The sequence below is a fragment of the Streptomyces sp. NPDC058373 genome, assembly GCF_042723275.1.
Classification (GTDB): domain Bacteria; phylum Actinomycetota; class Actinomycetes; order Streptomycetales; family Streptomycetaceae; genus Streptomyces.
Window position 1 is genome coordinate 149,505 of the sequence record NZ_JBHXJE010000003.1, and the last position, 17,719, is coordinate 167,223.

Consider the following 17,719-nt stretch of genomic DNA (forward strand, 5'->3'; position numbering starts at 1 on the left):
GGGATGCGGGGAGGTGCGGGCGCTACCCGTCAGCTCTTGAGACCGGCCACCGCCCGGGCGACGGTGTCCGCGATCGGGGTGGTCGGGCGGCCGATGAGGCGGGCCAGGTCGCCGGGGGTGGCGGCGAGCAGGCCGCGGCTGATGGCGCGGTCCACGTCGACCAGGATCGCCGCCAGCTCCTCGGGCAGGCCCGCGCCGGTGAGGATCGCCAGGTGGGTCTCGGGCGGGACTTCGCGGTGGACGACCTCGCTCCCGGCGGCCTCCGAGACCAGCGCCGCGTACTCCGGGAAGGTCCAGGCGACGTCACCGCTCAGCTCGTACGCGGTGTTCAGGTGGCCCTCGCCGGTCAGCGCGGCGGCCGCGGCGGCGGCGTAGTCGGCGCGCGGGGCGGAGGCGATCCGGGCGTCGGGCCGGGCGCTGCCGGTGACGGCGCCGTGCTCCAGCACGGTGGGGAGCTGCTCGGTGTACACCTCGGAGTACCAGCCGTTGCGCAGCAGCGTGTACGGCAGGCCGGACTCCAGGATCAGCTTCTCGGTGGCGTGGTGCTCGCGCGCCAGCTCGAAGTCGGCGTCCGGACCGCCGAGCACGCTGGTGTACGCGAGCTGGGCGACTGCGGCGCGGGTCGCGGCCTGGACCACGGCGGTGTGCTGCGGGACGCGGCGGCCGATCTCGCTGCCGGAGATCAGCAGGACCCGGTCCCCGGCGCGGAAGACCGGCTCCAGCGTCTCGGGCCGATCGTAGTCGGCGAGCCGCACCTCGACGCCGAGAGCGGCGAGCGGTGCCGCCTTCCGCTCGTCACGGGCGAGGGCCGCGATCTCCCCGGCCGGTACGCCGGTCCGCAGCAGCTCGTCGACGACGAGGCGGCCCAGCGATCCGGTTGCTCCGGTCACGACGATGCTCATGGTGCTCCTTGGGGGTGAGGTGAGGGGGGCGGTGGGGCTCGCGGCGCGGGGAGACTCCCCCTGCCGCGTTGCCTCCTCACTCACCCTAGGAGGGGTACTTTCGATTTGTAAGTACCCACTTTGGAGTAAGGTGCTGGGGTCGAATAAAGCTCCCCTGCCGAGCGCTGCCGCGAGCGGGGACTTGGAGAAGCCCAACCCCCTGGAGGTGGCGTGGTGCAGCCGGAGCAGCAGGCGGTACGGGGCCGGGCGCCCGCGCCGGGCGGGAGCGCGGCCCTGGCGCGGCCCGACGTGAACAGTCCGATGTGCCCCTCGCGCTCGATCCTGGAGCACGTCACCAGCCGCTGGGGCGTGCTGGTCCTGGCGGCGCTCGCCGAGCGGTCGTACCGCTTCAGTGAGCTGCGGCGCACCGTCGGCGGGGTCAGCGAGAAGATGCTCGCGCAGACCCTCCAGACCTTGGAGCGCGACGGCATCGTCCACCGCGACGCCCACCCCGTCATCCCGCCGCGCGTCGACTACTCCCTCACCCCGCTCGGGCGCGAGGCGGCCGAGCTGGTCCGTTCGCTGGCGCGGTGGACCGAGGGGCGCGTGCCCGAGGTGGAGGCGGCGAGGGTCGATTACGACGGGCGGCGGGTTTCCGGCGGGGGCGGGTGAGCGGGGCCCGGCTTTGGTCCGGGCTGTGGGCCCACCCCGCCGGAAACGCACGTCCAGCCGAGGCGGTTCTGCCTCCGATCAGGTTCGGCTTCGGTCAGCTGCCAGGGTCCGCTTGGGTGCCTGGTTCCGTTCGCGGTCAGGTGCCCGGTTCCGGTTCTGCCTCGGGGCCGGGGCGGGGGCGGCTGTCTTCGTCCGCGTGGTCGAGGATGGCGAGGATCTCGGCCGGGGCGCCGCGCCCGCCGAACCCGTGCGGGATCGTGGTCGAGAACGCGGCCGCCTCCCCCGCGCCCACCAGGATGGTCCGCTCCCCGGCGTCAGCTCCGCCGTGCCCGACAGGACGGTGAACCGGTCCCGCCCCGGATGGGCGCCGAGCCGGTCCGCCGCGCCGGGCGGCGGCGCGGGCCGGGTGAGCCGCATCTTCGCCACCGTCATCCCGCGCGGTCCCGGCTCCCCGCCCAGCATCCAGGCGGTGACGCCCCGGGAGGCGTCGTGCCGGGGCCGGATCACCACGTCGTCGTCCCGACGACCTCACCGTGCGGGCCAACCGCCTGGTCTGGGTGGCACGGAAGGCGTAGGCGCGGAAGGTGCGGGCAGGCCCGCCGCGGCGGACCCGCGTACGACGACGGGCCGGGGCGCGCCGCTCGGCGCACCCCGGCCCGTGTCTCTCCCTCGGCTGCTCAGCCCACGACGGCTGCTCAGCCCGCGACGGTCCAGGTGTCGTTGCCGGTGAGCAGGGTGGACAGGTCGCCCTGGCCCTGGCGCTCGACGGCCTCGTCCAGCTGGTCGGACATGAGGGTGTCGTAGACCGGCCGGTCGGCGCTGCGGAAGACGCCGATGGGCGTGTGGTGCAGGGTGTCGGGGTCGGCCAGGCGGGAGAGGGCGAACGCCGTGGTCGGGGAGGCGTTGTGCGCGTCGTGGACGAGGATGTCCGCCTCGTTCTCCGGGGTGACCTCGACGACCTGGAGGTCACCGGTGGCCGGATCGCGGACGACGCCCTTGGCGTTGTCGACGCCGAAGCGGATCGGCTGGCCGTGCTCCAGGCGGATCACGGCCTCCTCCGCCTGCTGCTTGTCCTTGAGGACCTCGAAGGCGCCGTCGTTGAAGATGTTGCAGTTCTGGTAGATCTCCACCAGCGCGGTGCCCGGGTGGTCGGCGGCGGCGCGCAGGACCTCGGTGAGGTGCTTGCGGTCGGAGTCGACGGTACGGGCGACGAACGACGCCTCGGCGCCGATCGCCAGCGACACCGGGTTGAACGGCGCGTCCAGCGACCCCATCGGCGAGGACTTGGTCAGCTTGCCGACCTCGGAGGTGGGCGAGTACTGGCCCTTGGTCAGCCCGTAGATCCGGTTGTTGAAGAGGAGGATCTTGAGGTTGACGTTGCGGCGCAGGGCGTGGATCAGGTGGTTGCCGCCGATGGAGAGCGCGTCGCCGTCACCGGTGACCACCCACACCGACAGGTCGCGGCGTGAGGTGGCCAGACCGGTGGCGATGGCCGGGGCGCGGCCGTGGATGGAGTGCATCCCGTAGGTGTTCATGTAGTACGGGAAGCGCGAGGAGCAGCCGATGCCGGAGACGAAGACGATGTTCTCCTTCGCCAGACCCAGCTCCGGCATGAAGCCCTGGACGGCGGCGAGGACCGCGTAGTCGCCGCAGCCCGGGCACCAGCGGACCTCCTGGTCGGACTTGAAGTCCTTCATGGACTGCTTGGCCTCGCTCTTGGGCACCAGCGACAAAGACTGGAAGGAGCGAGGGGCGTCCGCGGCTGTGGTGGCGTCAGCCATCGAGGGCCTCCTTGAGCGCGGTGGCGAGCTGCTCGGCCTTGAAGGGCAGGCCGGTCACCTGGGTGAAGGACTGGGCGTCGACGAGGTACTTGGCGCGGATCAGCGAGGCGAGCTGGCCGAGGTTCATCTCGGGGATGACGACCTTGTCGTACCGCCCCAGGATCTCGCCGAGGTTCTTCGGGAACGGGTTGAGGTGGCGCAGGTGGGCCTGGGCGACGTACTCGCCGTCCGTCCGCATGCGGCGCACGGCCGCCGTGATCGGCCCGTACGTCGAACCCCAGCCCAGGACCAGCAGGCGGGCGCCGCCCGACGGGTCGTCGACCTCGATGTCGGGGACATCGATGTTGTCGATCTTGGCCTGCCGGGTGCGGACCATGAACTCGTGGTTGGCCGGGTCGTAGGAGATGTTGCCCGTGCCGTCCTGCTTCTCGATGCCGCCGATGCGGTGCTCGAGACCGGCGGTGCCGGGCACGGCCCACGGACGCGCCAGCGTCTCGGGGTCGCGCTTGTACGGCCAGAAGACCTCGGTGCCGTCGTCCTGCGTGTGGTTCGGTCCGGTCGCGAACGGGGTGCGCAGGTCGGGCAGGGTGTCGGTCTCCGGGACGCGCCACGGCTCGGAGCCGTTGGCCAGGTAGCCGTCGGAGAGCAGGAAGACCGGGGTGCGGTACTCCAGCGCGATCCGGGCCGCCTCGATCGCCGCGTCGAAGCAGTCGGCCGGGGTCTGCGGGGCGACGACCGGGACCGGCGCCTCGCCGTTGCGGCCGTACATCGCCTGGAGCAGGTCGGCCTGCTCGGTCTTGGTGGGCAGGCCCGTGGAGGGGCCGCCGCGCTGGATGTCGACGATGAGCAGCGGCAGCTCCAGGGAGACCGCCAGGCCGATCGTCTCGGACTTCAGCGCCACACCCGGGCCGGAGGTCGTCGTCACCGCGAGCGAACCGCCGAAGGCGGCGCCCAGTGCGGCACCGATGCCGGCGATCTCGTCCTCGGCCTGGAAGGTCCGCACGCCGAAGTTCTTGTGCTTGCTCAGCTCGTGCAGGATGTCGGAGGCCGGCGTGATCGGGTACGAGCCGAGGTACAGCGGCAGCTGGGCCAGCTGCCCGGCGGCGACCAGGCCGTAGGAGAGGGCCAGGTTCCCCGAGATGTTCCGGTAGGTGCCGGTCGGGAAGGCCTGCGAGGCCGGGGCGACCTCGTAGGAGACGGCGAAGTCCTCGGTGGTCTCGCCGAAGTTCCACCCGGCACGGAAGGCCGCGATGTTGGCCGCCATGATGTCGGGCTTCTTCGCGAACTTCGACTTCAGGAACTTCTCGGTGCCCTCGGTCGGCCGGTGGTACATCCACGACAGCAGGCCCAGCGCGAACATGTTCTTCGAGCGGCCTGCGTCCTTGCGGGAGAGGTCGAACTCCTTCAGCGCCTCCACCGTCAGCGTGGTCAGCGGCACAGGGTGCACGCTGTACCCGTCCAGGGAGCCGTCCTCCAGCGGGGACTGGGCGTACCCGACCTTCTGCATGGCGCGCTTGGTGAACTCGTCGGTGTTGACGATGATCTCGGCACCGCGCGGCACGTCGGCGATGTTGGCCTTCAGCGCCGCCGGGTTCATCGCGACCAGGACGTTCGGGGCGTCGCCCGGAGTGAGGATGTCGTGGTCGGCGAAGTGCAGCTGGAACGAGGAGACGCCCGGCAGGGTGCCTGCGGGGGCACGGATCTCGGCCGGGAAGTTGGGCAGCGTGGAGAGGTCGTTGCCGAACGAGGCCGTCTCCGAGGTGAAGCGGTCACCGGTCAGCTGCATGCCGTCGCCGGAGTCACCCGCGAAGCGGATGATCACCCGGTCCAGCTTGCGGACCTCCTTGGCCTCGGTCTTCTCCTGCTGTCCGGCGTCCGCAGCGGGACCGGACGCGCCGTCCTGACCGGCGCCGGGCAGCGGCGGCCGCTGTTCGGCGACAACGGCGCCGTCGGCCTGCTCGGCTGTGCTACTGACCTGGCTGGTCACGGAACTGGTCCTCCCGTCGGGGCAGTGTGGTCTCCCCGCCGCGGGGCAGGGACAGCAAGGGAAGCGCCGGCCCGTCGGCTCTCCCGTGGACCACCCTACGTCGGTAAGGGTGGCCTTCCCCGGGCCGCTCGCATGATGGACGGGCAGGTGAGACGGCTTCCCGAGGCACTTTGTACGGATATGTAAGCATCCGCGCTTCCGTTCGCGCCTGTGCGCTCCGGCACACGACTCCTTCTTTCGTCCCGGCCGGGCTCAGACCCGAGGGCTAGGCCGTCCGGCGGTCCCTCGGACGCCTCCGCCCGACGCGCCCCCCCGGCCGGGACGTCCGGCCTGGAAACGCGGTGCACGCGGCGCGAGCCGCTGTCAGGAGTTCAGGTAGGTCAGCACCGCCAGCACTCTGCGGTGGTCGCCGTCGCTCGGGGAGAGGCCGAGCTTCTGGAAGATGTTGCTCACATGCTTCTCCACGGCGCCGTCGCTCACCACCAGCCTGCGGGCGATGGCGGCGTTGGTCCGGCCCTCCGCCATCAGCTCCAGCACCTCCCGCTCCCTGGGGGTCAGGACCGCCAGCACGTCCTGCTTCCTGCTCCGGCCCAGCAACTGGGCCACGACCTCCGGGTCGAGGGCCGTGCCGCCTCGCGCGACCCGCACCACCGCGTCCACGAACTCCCGGACCTCCGCCACCCGGTCCTTCAGCAGATAGCCGACGCCCCGCGTCTCGCCCGCCAGCAGCTCCACCGCGTACTGCTCCTCCACGTACTGTGAGAGGACCAGGACGCCGACCTGCGGATGGGTCTGGCGCAGCAGCACCGCGGCCCGCACCCCCTCGTCCGTATGGGTGGGCGGCATCCGCACATCGGCGACGACCACGTCCGGCAGGCTCCCCTCCGCGCCCAGTTCGTCGATGGTCTTCAGCAAGGCCTGCGCGTCGCCCACGCCCGCGACGACCTCGTGCCCCCGGTCGGTCAGCAGCCGAGTCAAGCCCTCTCGCAGCAGCACCGAGTCCTCCGCGATGACCACGCGCACCTTGTCCTCCACCGCGCCCACTCCCTGCACACCCACGTTTCCCACGCCCCCCGGTCGTCCCGTGTCCTGCCGGACCGCCGCGGCCTGGTGCCCCGGCGACCCACCCAGCATCCCAGGGAACGCCGTCACGCGTCGGCGAGCGGGCGGGAACGGTGGACCACCGGCCCATTGTGGACAACTTCCTCGCTCGCGCAGGTGAAGAAGAAGCCGATGGCGGCGGTCGGCGAGTGAGCGAGGAATCGCCGGGGGAGGGGCGCCACGAAGAGGGAGAACGGAGCGGGGGAGCGGTCATGGTGCGAGCGGCAGGCGGTCGGTGGCGGGGGCCGGAACAGGGCTGGACTTGGGAGGCGGGCGGCCTTCGGGCGACCGGTGCTCGGAGGCTGGTCGAGCTCTGGCGGGCCAGGTGGGCCAGGTGTGCCCGGGCGGTCGCCAGGGTGCGGCGGGAAAGCGGCGGCCGCGGAGTGGCTGAGGCGCAGGGGCGGACGGCGGGTGGTGGCTGTGGAGCGGCAGGGATCCGCGGCTGGTCGGAAGGGGACGGCCGCGGAGTGGCTGGAGTCCGTGGCCGACGGAAGGGCGGCCCGCCGGGCGGTCGGCCTGTGCGGAGCGGTCGACCCGTGCCGGTCGCGGGGCCGCTCGCACCTTCTTCCCCTCCCCCCGAAAACTCCGCCGGCGCACCGGCATCAGGACCGCCAGGGGATCTCCGCGGTGACCGTCGTCCCGCCACCGGCCGGGGAGTCGACCACCAGGACACCGTCGACCGCGTCCGTCCGCCGCGCCAGAGCGGCCAGCCCCGTCCCGGCCCGGGGATCGGCACCGCCCAGGCCGTCATCCGTGACCTGGAGCATCAGCCGCTCGCCGGAGCGCCAGACATCGACCCGGGCCGACCGCGCCCCGCTGTGCGCGCCGATGTTCTGGAGCAGCTCGGAGACGGCGAAGTACGCGATCCCCTCCACGGCCGGGGCCGGCCGCTCCGGCAGGTCCACCTCGACCCGCACCGGCACGGAGCACCGGGCGGCCAGCGCGGAGAGCGCCGGGTCCAGCCCCCGGTCGGTGAGGATGGCGGGATGGATGCCCCGGGCGAGACCCCGCAGCTCCTGGAGGACCGACTTCGCCTCGCCGTGCGCCGTCTCCACCAGGCGTGCCGCCCCTTCCGGGTCCTCGGCCAGCTTGGCCTTGGCCAGCCCCAGGCCCGCCTCCAGGAGCTCGAGCCGGGCCTGCGCCCCGTCCCGCAGCTCCCGCTCGATCCGCCGCAGATCCTCCGCGGCGGTGTCGGCCACGGCACCCCGGTCCGACTCCAGCTCCACCACGCGGTTCTCCAGCCGCGACGGGCCGAGCAGCCCCACGACCAGCAGCCGGTCCACCGAGGTCAGCGCCCGGATCAGCCACGGCGTGGCCAGCGTCAGCAACAGCCCCCCGACGCAGACCAGTGCGATCTCCGGCGGAGCGTCGAGGTAGACCTGCCGGTCGCCGTCCCCGTAGAGCTGAAGGCCGGGGATGCCCGCGTACCGGGGGAAGACCCACTGCCACAGGGGGTACGTGAGCATCGCCCACCCGTACGCCCAGACGGGGACGGTCAGGCAGAAGGCGAACACCGCCCACGGGAAGTGCAGGACCGTGTAGAGGAACTGGCGCCAGGACTCCCCGCTCTTGATCACCGAGGTCATCCAGCCGAGCACCCCGGGATTGCGGCTCCGCACCGGCCGCGGCTCCGCCACGCGAAGCCCCAGCAGCGCCCGGGCCCGGGCCCGCTCCAGCACGCCGACGCCCCGGCAGCCGGCGAGCCCCAGGGCGAGCACCGGTACGCCGATGAAGGTCACCAGCAACCCGGCGCCGAGCGCCAGCGTCGTCACCGCGTAGACGAAGGTCACGGCGGCGATCGGCAGACTCAGCCAGACGTAGCCGAACTCGCGCCAGGTCCGTGCCGCGAACGGGGCGCCGAGGACCGTCGCCGCCGGCTGCCGCCGTTCTGGCCGGGGCCGCGCCGAACGCTCCCGGGGCCCGTGCTCGTGCCCGTACTCCGTGGCCATCCGTCCGCCCTCTCCTTCTTTCCCGGCCGCCCGGTCGTCCGGCCGCACCGCCTTCCCTGGCGACCTCATCAGCTTCGCCGCGCGCGCCGGCCGGGGCCATGGAGCATGTGGGGGTCTTCGTACGGGGGTTTTCCCTACCGCCGGGGGCGGGCGGACGGGAGCGGCCGACGTCCGGAGACGCGGCGGCCCGCCCGGTGCGAGGCCGGGCGGGCCGGGGAGCGGTCCGATGCGGCGGAGCCTCGTCCGCGTGGCGCCGTACGAGGAGGGCGGCCGGCGCGCCCGGCCGCGCGTGGCCGCCGAAGGGACCGGCTGGGGCGGGCGGGGGTGCCCCGGGTGGCGGAGGGGCGGGGCGTCAGGCGCTCTCGGCCGCGGGCCGGGCGCGCCAGGGCAGCTCCGCCGTGGCCACCGTCGGCCCGCCCGCGGGGGAGGTCACCGTGAAGACGCCGTCCACGGCGTTCAGCCGCTCGGCAAGCCCCGCCAGACCACTGCCGCCGTCCAGCCGCGCGCCGCCGCGCCCGTCGTCCTCCACCCTCAGCAGGAGCCGGTCACCGGTGCGCCACACGTCGACCGAGGCGGTGCGGGCCCCGCTGTGCTTGCTGATGTTCTGCAGGAGCTCGGAGACGGTGAAGTAGGCGATGCCCTCGATGGCCGCGGCCGGGCGCTCGGAGAGTTCGGCCGTGGCCCGCACCGGGACCGTGCACCGGGAGGCGAGGGAGGAGAGGGCGGCGCCGAGGCCCCGGTCGGTCAGCACCGCCGGGTGGATGCCCCGCGCGAGGTCCCGCAGCTCCTGGAGGGCCAGCTTGACCTCGCCGTGCGCCTCGTCGACCATCGCGGCCACCGTCGCGTCGGCCGTCCCCTCGGCCAGCTTCTCCTTCGCCAGCCCCAGGCCCATCGCCAGGTTGACCAGCCGGGCCTGCGCCCCGTCGTGCAGGTCCCGCTCGATCCGCCGCAGGTCCGCCGCGGCCGTGTCGACGACCACACCGCGGTCCGACTCCAGTTCGGCGATCCGCCGCTCCAACTCGTCGGAAGGAGACAGCAGTCCCCGCACCATCGCCCGGTCGGCGTCGGTCAGCAGCCTGGTGAGGAACGGCAGCACCGGCCACAGCACCAGCAGCCCCACCAACGTCAGCGAGAAGGTGAGGACACCCCAGGGCAGCCGCATCAGCGAGAACAGCATCGTCCGCCAGCCGACCGGGTCCCTCAGCGCCTGCCACACCCCGGCCAGCACGCCCCCGCCTCGCCGCCGCGGCAGCGCGCTGGGCTCCTCCACCCGCAAGCCCAGCAGAGCCCGGGCGCGCCCGCGCTCGAACCTGCCGAGTACGCGCGCCCCGCCGAGCGCCAGGGCGAGCAGCGGCAGGCCGATCACGGTGACGGCCAGGCCGCCGCCGAGGGCGAGCATGGTCAGCGCGTAGACGAAACCGAGGAGGGTGCACGGCAGGTTGGTCAGCAGGTAGCCGACCTCCCGCCAGGTGTGGCCCTCGAAGGCGAGGCCCGGACGGCGTGGCGTCGGCTCGCCGGAGGTACCGGTGCCGCTCGCGATGGTCGGTGTGCTCATGTCTGCCAGGGTCCCCCGCGGCCGGGGCGCCCCGCCATGAGGTGCGCCGGTCGCCGTGCCGGGGGTTAACCCCACCCTCCTTCGGCCCGTCGGGCGCCGCGCGGGACTTCGCCGGCACCCCCTGGACCCGCCCGGGACCCGGACGGGCTGCTTACGGCATCTTTAGCAGGCCCTAGACTCCCGTGCGTACAGATCGTCGGACGCGGAGCGTCACGGAACACGCGGGCGCGGGAGAGAGGTCGTCGTATGACGGTGCTCGCCGGGGAGTACTTCCGGTCGTACGCGGTCGTCGGCCTGCTCGCCGTCGTCGGCGTGCTGTTCGTCGCCGTCGCCTTCGGCGCGGGCCGGCTGCTGCGGCCGGTCGTCCCCACACCGGAGAAGCTGCTCACCTACGAATGCGGCGTCGACCCCGTCGGCGAGGGCTGGGCCCACACCCAGGTCCGCTACTACGTCTACGCGTTCCTCTATGTGATCTTCGCCGTCGACTCGATCTTCCTCTTCCCCTGGGCGACGGTCTTCGCAGAGACCGGGTACGGGGCGACGACGCTCGTGGAGATGTTCATCTTCCTGGGCTTTCTGACCATCGGCCTGCTGTACGCATGGAAGAAGGGCGTCCTCGCATGGACGTGACACCCCCCGCAACCGGCCACGGCCCCGCCCCCGAGCCCGGCCCCGTGGCCCTCCCCGAACCCCAGCGGCTCGGCGGGCTCGCCCGCCTGGCGCCCGCTCCGATGAAGGTGGTCCTCAACTGGGGCCGCCGCTACAGCCTGTGGGTCTTCAACTTCGGACTCGCCTGCTGCGCCATCGAGTTCATCGCCGCCTCGATGGCCCGCCACGACTTCATGCGGCTGGGCGTCATCCCCTTCGCCCCCGGGCCGCGCCAGGCCGACCTGATGGTCGTCTCCGGCACCGTCACCGACAAGATGGCCCCGGCCGTCCGGCGGCTCTACGAGCAGATGCCCGAACCGAAGTACGTCATCTCCTTCGGCGCCTGCTCCAACTGCGGCGGCCCTTACTGGGACTCGTACTCGGTCACCAAGGGCGTCGACCAGATCATCCCCGTCGACGTCTACGTGCCCGGCTGCCCGCCCCGGCCCGAGGCGCTGCTCCAGGGCATCATCAAGCTTCAGGAGAAGATCGCCCGCGAATCGCTCGGCGAACGGTACGGCCGCCCCGCCGAGCGTCCCTCGACGACCGCCCTGACCAGTGGACTCGTGACGCCGCCGCCAACTCCGGGCACGGCCGGCGGCGCGGGGGAGGAGGGCCGGTGACCGGCTGGCTCCCGCACCCCGCCGACACCCTCTTCGGCCCCGAGGCGCGGGCCGAGGAGTCGTACGACGTCCTCACCGTGGACGTCCCCGCCGAGACCTGGACCAGCGCGCTGCGTACCGCCCGCTCCGTGCTCGGCTGCACCTTCTTCGACTGGCTGAGCGCGGTCGACGAGCCCGGCACCGGGTTCCTGGTCTCCGCCCATCTGGTCGCCCTCGCGCCGGTGCGCCGCCTGCTGGTCCGCACCACCGTGCCGCACGAGGCGCCGGTACTGGAGAGCGCCGTCGAGGTGTACGCGGGCGCCGCCTGGCACGAGCGGGAGACGCACGAGATGTTCGGCGTCGCCTTCACCGGTCACCCCGGGCTGGAACCCCTGCTGCTGCCCGAGAACTTCGAAGGGCACCCCCTGCGCAAGGACTTCGTCCTCGCCGCTCGCGTCGCCAAGGCGTGGCCCGGAGCCAAGGAGCCCGGCGAGGGCTCCGACCACGGTGGCCCCAAGCGCCGGCAGATGCTCCCGCCCGGTGTCCCCGACCCCAACGAATGGGGCCCGCTCAAGGGCACCCTCCCCGCCGCCCCGGCCCGCCCGGCGCGCCGCACGGCCACCGCCGACGGGGCGCGCCCGGCACGGCGCACCCGCACCGCCACCGAGGGTTCGGCCTCGCAGAGCCCCGACACCCCGACGGCCGAGGCGCCTTCGGCGTCGCCGGCGTCCCCCGAGGCGACCGGCCCCGCCCGCCCGCGCCGGAACCGGTCGGCGTCGCAGGGCTCGGCCTCGCAGCCGGCCGAGCCCCCGCAGACGGCGGCCGACACGCCCGACACTCCCGGGGCGTCCGGCGCGCCCGGGACGGCTGGCGCCCCCTTCGGCGCCGACGAGGCGCCCGGCGCCCCCGAGGCAGCCCCCGCCCCGGCGCCCGCCCGCCCGCGCCGGAGCCGGTCGGCGTCGCAGGGCTCGGCCTCGCAGCAGCCGACCTCGGCCACCCCGTCGACCGGGACTTCCGGGGGACCCGCGCCCAAGGCGGCCGACACCTCCGAGGAGACCCCCGCGTCCGACGCGGCCGAGCCCCCCGAGGTGTCCGGCGCCCCGCCCGCCGCACGCCCCCGCCGCAACCGCTCGGCCTCCGACGGCTCCGCCTCGCAGCAACGCCCGCCCGCCGCAGGCGGCGGCCCCGCCCGCGCGGGCAGCTCCGACGCCCCCTGGCACCACGCCCGCCCGGCCCACGAGGAGATCCCGCCTCCGGAGCAATCCTCTTCGGACCCGGCGGACCCGTCCGCCTCGGCCATCCCGTCCGGCCCGGTGAAGAATGCGGAGAGCACCGCCGCAACGGAAGCCGCGGAGCCCGGCGGCCGGCGCCCCAAGCCTGCCCGCGGCACCAATGCCGACGGCCCGCCCGCCGCGCCTGAGCCGAACCAGCCGACCCCGGACTCGGACACCTCGGACTCCGGAACCTCAAGCTCCGGCAGCCCTGCCTCCGGTCCCCCGGGCTCCGGCACCCCCGGCCCCCAGGCATCCGAGCCCCCCGAAGCACCCGCCCCTGAGCCCGAGACCACGACGCCCGGGGCCCCCACACCGGAGCCCGGCCACCCCACCCCGCCCGGCCCCGACAAGAACTCTCCCGGCCCCACCAAGGACACTCCCGGCGCCGACCCCGACACCCCCACCGGAGGTGACCCCGCATGAACGACGTACTCGATGTCGCCCTGCGTCTGCTCGTGCTCCTCGTCGCCTTCCTGGTGTTGCCGCTCGTCGTCGGGCAGGCCGAGCACAAGACGATGGCGCACATGCAGGGGCGGCTCGGGCCCATGTACGCGGGCGGGTTCCACGGCTGGGCGCAGCTCGTCGCCGACGGCGTCAAGTTCGTGCAGAAGGAGGACATCGTCCCGGCCGAGGCCGACCGGCGGGTCTTCCAACTGGCCCCGGCCGTGGCGCTCCTGCCGTACCTGCTGGTCCTCGCCGTGCTGCCGGTCGGCCCGGGGGAGTCCGGCTCCGGTGTCCACGTCGACGCGGGCGTGTTCTTCGTCCTCGCCGTGATGGGCGTCGGCGTGCTCGGCTCGCTCATGGGCGGCTGGGCCTCCGCCAACAAGTACTCGCTCCTCGGCGGCCTGCGCACCGCCGCCCAGCTCCTCGCGTACGAACTGCCGATGCTGCTGGCGGCCGCCTCGGTGGCCATGGCGGCGGGCACGGTGTCGCTCAGCGGGATCCTCGACGGTTTCCAGTGGTGGTGGCTGCCGTGGCAGATCGTCGGCGCCGTCGTCTTCTTCGTCGCCGGGCTCGCCGAGCTCCAGCGGCCGCCCTTCGACATGCCGGTCGCCGACTCGGAGATCATCTTCGGGGCGTACACCGAGTACACCGGTCTGCGGTTCGCCTTCTTCCTGCTCGCGGAGTACGCGGGCATCGTGATTCTCTGCGGCCTCACCACCGTGCTGTTCCTCGGCGGCTGGCACGGGCCGTGGGGCGCCGACGGGCTCGGCTGGGTGTGGACCCTGCTGAAGACCGCCGTGCTGGCCTTCGTGGTGATCTGGCTGCGGGTCAGCTTCCCCCGGATGCGGGAGGACCAGCTCCAGAAGCTCGCCTGGACCACTCTCGTCCCGCTCGCCCTCGCGCAGATCGCGCTCACCGGCATCGTGAAGGTGGCGATCCAGTAAATGACCGCGCCCCAGCCCCCCTCCGGCCGCCGTATCCCCGGCTCCGGCCTCGCCAAGGGCCTCGCCGTCACCCTGCGGACGATGACGAAGAAGACCGTCACCGCGCAGTACCCGGACGTCCAGCCCGACCTGCCGCCGCGCAGCCGCGGCGTCATCGGCCTGTTCGAGGAGAACTGCACGGTCTGCATGCTCTGCGCCCGGGAATGCCCCGACTGGTGCATCTACATCGACTCCCACAAGGAGACGGTGCCCCCCGCCGCCCCCGGCGGACGCGAGCGCAGCCGCAACGTCCTCGACCGCTTCGCCATCGACTTCTCCCTCTGCATGTACTGCGGTATCTGCGTCGAGGTGTGCCCCTTCGACGCGCTGTTCTGGTCCCCGGAGTTCGAGTACGCCGAGACCGACATCCGCGACCTCACCCACGAGCGCGACAAGCTCCGCGAGTGGATGTGGACGGTGCCCGCCCCGCCCGCCCTGGTCCCCGGCACCGAGGAGCCCAAGGAGTACGCGGCCGCCCGCAAGTCCGCCGACCGCGCGGCCGCCCAGCAGGCCGCCGAAGCCGCGCAAGCCAAGCCCGCCCAGCCCGAGGACGGCGACGCCCGATGACCGCCCTGACCACGGCAGCCCTGACCACGGCGGCCCAGACCCCGGCCGGCGCCACCCTCACCACCTGGCTGGCCGCGCCCGCCGCCGAGGCCGTCCAGCACCGCGGATTCCTCTCGCCGACCGGCGTCGAGGTGGTCTTCGTCCTCGTCGGCCTGGTCACCCTCGGCGCGGCCGTCCTCACCGTCACCACCCGGCAACTCGTCCACGCCGCCCTCTGGCTGGTCGTCGCTCTCGGCGGTATCGCCGTCGAGTACCTGCTGCTGACAGCCGAGTTCATCGCCTGGGTCCAAGTCCTCATCTATGTCGGCTCCGTCGTCGTCCTCCTGCTCTTCGGCCTGATGCTGACCCGCGCGCCCATCGGCCGCTCCCCGGACGCCGACTCCGGCAACCGGCCCGTCGCCCTCGCCGTCGCCCTGGCCACCGCCGCCACCCTGGTCTGGGTGGTCGTCGACGCCTTCCGCACCACCTGGATCGACCTCGACCAGGCCGTGCAGGGCTCCACCCAGGTCACCGGCGAAGCGCTCTTCAGCTCCTGGGTCCTGCCCTTCGAAGCCCTCTCCGTCCTTCTCCTCGCCGCCCTGATCGGCGCGATCGTCCTCTCCCGCCGCTCCGGCCGCGAGGACGACGCCGCCGACTCCCCCGCCGGGGACCCGGCCGGCCCGGACACCCCGCCGAGCACGGGCAGCGCCGGCGCCCCCGCCAACTCGGGCAGCCCCGCCACCGGCCCGGGCGAGGCATCCGCCCCCACGGTCGCCCCCGGCGAAGCCGCGCCGCCCCGGCGAAGCCGAGCCGCCTCCACGCCCGGCGACGGAGACACCCCCGGCCCCGAGGGGACCCGCTGATGCATCTCGCCTATCCCGCCGTCCTCTCGGCCCTCCTCTTCGCGGTCGGCGTCTACGGCCTCCTCGCCCGCCGCAACGCGATCCTCGTCCTGATGTCGGTCGAGCTGATGCTCAACGCCGTCAACCTCAACCTCGTCGCCTTCGACGTCTGGCTGAGCACCACCCTGCGCGACACCCTGCACGGCGGGCAGGCGCTCACCCTGTTCACCATCGCCGTCGCCGCCGCCGAGATCGGCATCGGCCTCGCGATCGTCCTCCTCGTCCACCGCAACCGGGGCACCTCCGACCTCGACCGGCTCCGCGACACCGCCGAGTCCGAGGCCGACGACGACGCCGAGGCCACCGCCGCCGAAGCAGCCCTCGCCGCCGACGAGGCAGCCACCGCCACCCCGTACACCAGCCCGGCGCAGAAGGCGGAGGCCGCCCGGTGACCACCACGACCCTCGCCGTCCTCGTCCCCGTCCTGCCGCTGCTCGGCGCCCTCGCGGGACTCGCCCTCGGCCGCACCGCCCCCGGCTTCGTACGCCCGCTGGCCGTGCTGCCGCCGCTGGCCGCCACGGTCCTCGCCGCCCTGGTCGCCGCCCGGCAGCACGGCGGGCCCGCGCTGAACGCCGCCACCGAGCTGACCCCCACCGGCTCCGTCCCCGTCGAACTCGCCCTGCACCTCGACGGCTTCGCCGTCCTCGTCGCCGTGCTGGTCGCCGCCGTCGCCACCTGCGTGCAGATCTACTCGACCGGCTACCTCCGCGACGACCCGCGCTACCCGTCGTACGCCGCGCTCGTCTCCCTCTTCACCTCCGCCATGCTGCTCGTCGTCTACTCCGGCGACCTGATCGTGCTGCTGGTCGGCTGGGAGGTCATGGGCATCTGCTCGTACTTCCTCGTCGGCCACTACTGGGAGACCCCGGAGGCCCGCGCCGCCTCGCTGAAGGCGTTCCTCGTCACCAAGCTCGGCGACGTCCCCTTCCTCATCGGGCTCTTCGCGCTCGCCGCCGACACCGGCTCCTTCCGCATCACCCGGATCCTCGACGCCGTCGGCGACGGCGGCCTCGACCACCCGACCCTCATCGCCCTGCTGCTCCTCGCCGGAGTCGCGGGCAAGTCGGCCCAGTTCCCCCTCCACATCTGGCTGCCCGACGCGATGGCCGGCCCCACGCCCGTCTCCGCGCTGATCCACGCCGCGACGATGGTCGCCGCCGGCGTCTACTTCGTCGCCCGGCTCCTCCCGGTCTTCGCGGCCTCCGCCGCCGCCCTGGTGGTCCTCGCGGTGATGGCCGTCCTCACCATGGCCGGGTCGGCGCTCGCCGCCCTGGCCCAGGACGACATCAAACGCGTCCTCGCCTACTCGACCATCGGCCAGCTCGGCTACATGACGGCCGCCCTCGCCGTCGCCGACCGCTCCGCCGCCGTCTTCCACCTCCTCACCCACGGCGCGTTCAAGGCACTGCTCTTCCTCGCCGCCGGCGCCCTCATCCACGCCGCCGGAACCAACTCGCTGACCGCCATGTCCCGCACCGGCGCCCTGCGGGCCCGGGCCGCCGACGCGTACTGGACGATGACCGTCGCCCTGCTCGCCCTCGCCGCGCTCCCTCCCTTCAGCGGCTTCTTCTCCAAGGAGGCCGTCCTCGGCGCCGCCGAACGCGCCGCCACCGGCCACACCGAGGCCGCCCCGGTCGTCGCCGGATGGATCGTCCTCGTCGCCGGGCTCGCGACCGCCGTCCTCACCGCCGCCTACGCCACCCGGCTCTGGCTCCGCGCCTTCTACGGCCAGGGCGCCGAACGCCCCGTCCACGGCTCGCAGCCCCTGGTCATGAACGTCGTCCTCTGGCTCCTCGCCGCCCCCTCCCTCGCCCTCGGCCTCGCCTACGGCGTCCTCGGCGACTGGTTCGGCGGAGCCTCGCTCGCGCCCACCCTCACCACCTCCGTCCTCGCCACCGGCCTCGCCCTCGTCGGCGGCCTCGTCACCTACGGCACCTGGCGCCACACCACCGCCATGGCAGCCGCCACCGGCGCCGGACCGCGCGGTCCGCACGAGCCCCAGGCCGAGTCCGAGGCCGAGATGGCGACCGAGGCACTCACCGGCCACGCCCCCGCCGACGGAGACCTCGCCGAACGCCCCGACCCCGCCGACCCGGGCCGCCTCCTCCTCGGCCCGCTCCACCCGCACGCGGCCGCCGGGTTCCACCTCGACGCCGTCGCGCAGGCGCTCTTCGTCCGCCCGACCCTGGCCGCCGCCAGGCTCGCCGCCTTCCTCGACCGCGAGGTCGTCGACACGTACGTCCGCGCCGCCGGGGCCGTCCCGCGGCTGCTCGGCACCACCGTCCGCAAGACGCAGACCGGTAACGCGCAGACCTACCTCACCGTGCTCCTCGCCGGTGCTCTCGTCCTGGCGGTCGCCGCCGTCCTCGTCACCGCCGCCGGAGCGTGAGAGCC

At 73.7% G+C, this 17,719-nt stretch carries 16 protein-coding genes; 9 read left to right on the plus strand and 7 right to left on the minus strand.

Annotation, left to right across the window (positions count from 1 at the left end):
• Positions 1-29: 29 nt before the first annotated feature.
• Positions 30-902, minus strand: a complete 873-nt coding sequence (locus tag ACFWMZ_RS03350; RefSeq protein WP_383199351.1) for an SDR family oxidoreductase — start codon at positions 900-902, stop codon at positions 30-32.
• 300 nt (positions 903-1,202) lie between these two features.
• On the opposite strand from ACFWMZ_RS03350, the gene ACFWMZ_RS03355 reads away from it, so the two are divergent.
• The gene (locus ACFWMZ_RS03355; protein WP_383172744.1) at positions 1,203-1,553 is read left to right on the plus strand and encodes a winged helix-turn-helix transcriptional regulator; all 351 of its coding nucleotides are present in this window, start codon (positions 1,203-1,205) and stop codon (positions 1,551-1,553) included.
• A 136-nt stretch (positions 1,554-1,689) separates the two neighbouring features.
• Here the strand turns inward: ACFWMZ_RS03355 and ACFWMZ_RS03360 are convergent, their stop codons facing one another.
• The 6 genes from ACFWMZ_RS03360 to ACFWMZ_RS03385 form a co-directional block, all read right to left on the minus strand.
• A complete protein-coding gene (locus ACFWMZ_RS03360; protein WP_383199353.1) occupies positions 1,690-1,845 on the minus strand; it encodes a hypothetical protein in 156 nt (51 codons plus the stop codon).
• A gap of 403 nt (positions 1,846-2,248) precedes the next feature.
• Positions 2,249-3,334 (minus strand): 2-oxoacid:ferredoxin oxidoreductase subunit beta, encoded by a 1,086-nt coding sequence (locus ACFWMZ_RS03365; protein ID WP_383172574.1) that lies wholly within the window; start codon positions 3,332-3,334, stop codon positions 2,249-2,251.
• Complete coding sequence (locus ACFWMZ_RS03370) at positions 3,327-5,321, minus strand: 2-oxoacid:acceptor oxidoreductase subunit alpha (protein WP_383199355.1); 1,995 nt, start codon at positions 5,319-5,321, stop codon at positions 3,327-3,329. Before ACFWMZ_RS03370 ends, ACFWMZ_RS03365 begins: the two co-directional genes overlap by 8 nt.
• A gap of 363 nt (positions 5,322-5,684) precedes the next feature.
• Positions 5,685-6,344: a LuxR C-terminal-related transcriptional regulator gene (locus tag ACFWMZ_RS03375; RefSeq protein ID WP_383199417.1), complete on the minus strand. Its 660-nt coding sequence runs from the start codon at positions 6,342-6,344 to the stop codon at positions 5,685-5,687.
• Between the two features lie 680 nt (positions 6,345-7,024).
• Positions 7,025-8,371, minus strand: a complete 1,347-nt coding sequence (locus tag ACFWMZ_RS03380; RefSeq protein ID WP_383172570.1) for a sensor histidine kinase — start codon at positions 8,369-8,371, stop codon at positions 7,025-7,027.
• Positions 8,372-8,723: 352 nt separating this feature from the next.
• On the minus strand, positions 8,724-9,926 hold the full coding sequence (locus ACFWMZ_RS03385; protein WP_383172568.1) for a sensor histidine kinase: 1,203 nt from the start codon (positions 9,924-9,926) through the stop codon (positions 8,724-8,726).
• Positions 9,927-10,172: 246 nt separating this feature from the next.
• On the opposite strand from ACFWMZ_RS03385, the gene ACFWMZ_RS03390 reads away from it, so the two are divergent.
• Genes ACFWMZ_RS03390 through ACFWMZ_RS03425 form a run of 8 tightly spaced genes read left to right on the plus strand, consistent with a single transcriptional unit; the run spans position 10,173 to position 17,714 of the window.
• Positions 10,173-10,556, plus strand: coding sequence for an NADH-quinone oxidoreductase subunit A (locus tag ACFWMZ_RS03390; protein ID WP_383172566.1), 384 nt, complete (start codon positions 10,173-10,175; stop codon positions 10,554-10,556).
• Positions 10,547-11,197: an NADH-quinone oxidoreductase subunit B gene (locus ACFWMZ_RS03395; protein ID WP_383172564.1), complete on the plus strand. Its 651-nt coding sequence runs from the start codon at positions 10,547-10,549 to the stop codon at positions 11,195-11,197. Before ACFWMZ_RS03390 ends, ACFWMZ_RS03395 begins: the two co-directional genes overlap by 10 nt.
• Positions 11,194-12,873, plus strand: a complete 1,680-nt coding sequence (locus ACFWMZ_RS03400) for an NADH-quinone oxidoreductase subunit C (protein WP_383199357.1) — start codon at positions 11,194-11,196, stop codon at positions 12,871-12,873. Before ACFWMZ_RS03395 ends, ACFWMZ_RS03400 begins: the two co-directional genes overlap by 4 nt.
• On the plus strand, positions 12,870-13,838 hold the full coding sequence (locus tag ACFWMZ_RS03405; protein ID WP_383172559.1) for an NADH-quinone oxidoreductase subunit H: 969 nt from the start codon (positions 12,870-12,872) through the stop codon (positions 13,836-13,838). The genes ACFWMZ_RS03400 and ACFWMZ_RS03405 overlap by 4 nt, the downstream gene beginning before the upstream one ends.
• Positions 13,839-14,444 carry a NuoI/complex I 23 kDa subunit family protein gene (locus ACFWMZ_RS03410; protein WP_383172556.1) on the plus strand — a complete coding sequence of 202 codons (606 nt, stop codon included), beginning with the start codon at positions 13,839-13,841 and terminating at the stop codon, positions 14,442-14,444.
• Positions 14,441-15,286 carry an NADH-quinone oxidoreductase subunit J gene (locus tag ACFWMZ_RS03415; protein ID WP_383199359.1) on the plus strand — a complete coding sequence of 282 codons (846 nt, stop codon included), beginning with the start codon at positions 14,441-14,443 and terminating at the stop codon, positions 15,284-15,286. Before ACFWMZ_RS03410 ends, ACFWMZ_RS03415 begins: the two co-directional genes overlap by 4 nt.
• The gene (gene nuoK, locus ACFWMZ_RS03420) at positions 15,286-15,717 is read left to right on the plus strand and encodes an NADH-quinone oxidoreductase subunit NuoK (RefSeq protein ID WP_383172548.1); all 432 of its coding nucleotides are present in this window, start codon (positions 15,286-15,288) and stop codon (positions 15,715-15,717) included. The genes ACFWMZ_RS03415 and nuoK overlap by 1 nt, the downstream gene beginning before the upstream one ends.
• Positions 15,714-17,714, plus strand: coding sequence for an NADH-quinone oxidoreductase subunit L (locus ACFWMZ_RS03425; RefSeq protein WP_383172545.1), 2,001 nt, complete (start codon positions 15,714-15,716; stop codon positions 17,712-17,714). Before nuoK ends, ACFWMZ_RS03425 begins: the two co-directional genes overlap by 4 nt.
• Positions 17,715-17,719: the final 5 nt, after the last annotated feature.

Bases quoted from the DNA above. Each gene is read 5' to 3' on its own strand.
- ACFWMZ_RS03350 (WP_383199351.1), bottom strand. From the start codon at position 902: ATGAGCATCGTCGTGACCGGAGCAACCGGATCGCTGGGCCGCCTCGTC.
- ACFWMZ_RS03355 (WP_383172744.1), top strand. From the start codon at position 1,203: ATGTGCCCCTCGCGCTCGATCCTGGAGCACGTCACCAGCCGCTGGGGC.
- ACFWMZ_RS03365 (WP_383172574.1), bottom strand. From the start codon at position 3,334: ATGGCTGACGCCACCACAGCCGCGGACGCCCCTCGCTCCTTCCAGTCT.
- ACFWMZ_RS03380 (WP_383172570.1), bottom strand. From the start codon at position 8,371: ATGGCCACGGAGTACGGGCACGAGCACGGGCCCCGGGAGCGTTCGGCG.
- ACFWMZ_RS03385 (WP_383172568.1), bottom strand. From the start codon at position 9,926: ATGAGCACACCGACCATCGCGAGCGGCACCGGTACCTCCGGCGAGCCG.
- ACFWMZ_RS03390 (WP_383172566.1), top strand. From the start codon at position 10,173: ATGACGGTGCTCGCCGGGGAGTACTTCCGGTCGTACGCGGTCGTCGGC.
- ACFWMZ_RS03395 (WP_383172564.1), top strand. From the start codon at position 10,547: ATGGACGTGACACCCCCCGCAACCGGCCACGGCCCCGCCCCCGAGCCC.
- ACFWMZ_RS03405 (WP_383172559.1), top strand. From the start codon at position 12,870: ATGAACGACGTACTCGATGTCGCCCTGCGTCTGCTCGTGCTCCTCGTC.
- ACFWMZ_RS03410 (WP_383172556.1), top strand. From the start codon at position 13,839: ATGACCGCGCCCCAGCCCCCCTCCGGCCGCCGTATCCCCGGCTCCGGC.
- ACFWMZ_RS03415 (WP_383199359.1), top strand. From the start codon at position 14,441: ATGACCGCCCTGACCACGGCAGCCCTGACCACGGCGGCCCAGACCCCG.
- nuoK (WP_383172548.1), top strand. From the start codon at position 15,286: ATGCATCTCGCCTATCCCGCCGTCCTCTCGGCCCTCCTCTTCGCGGTC.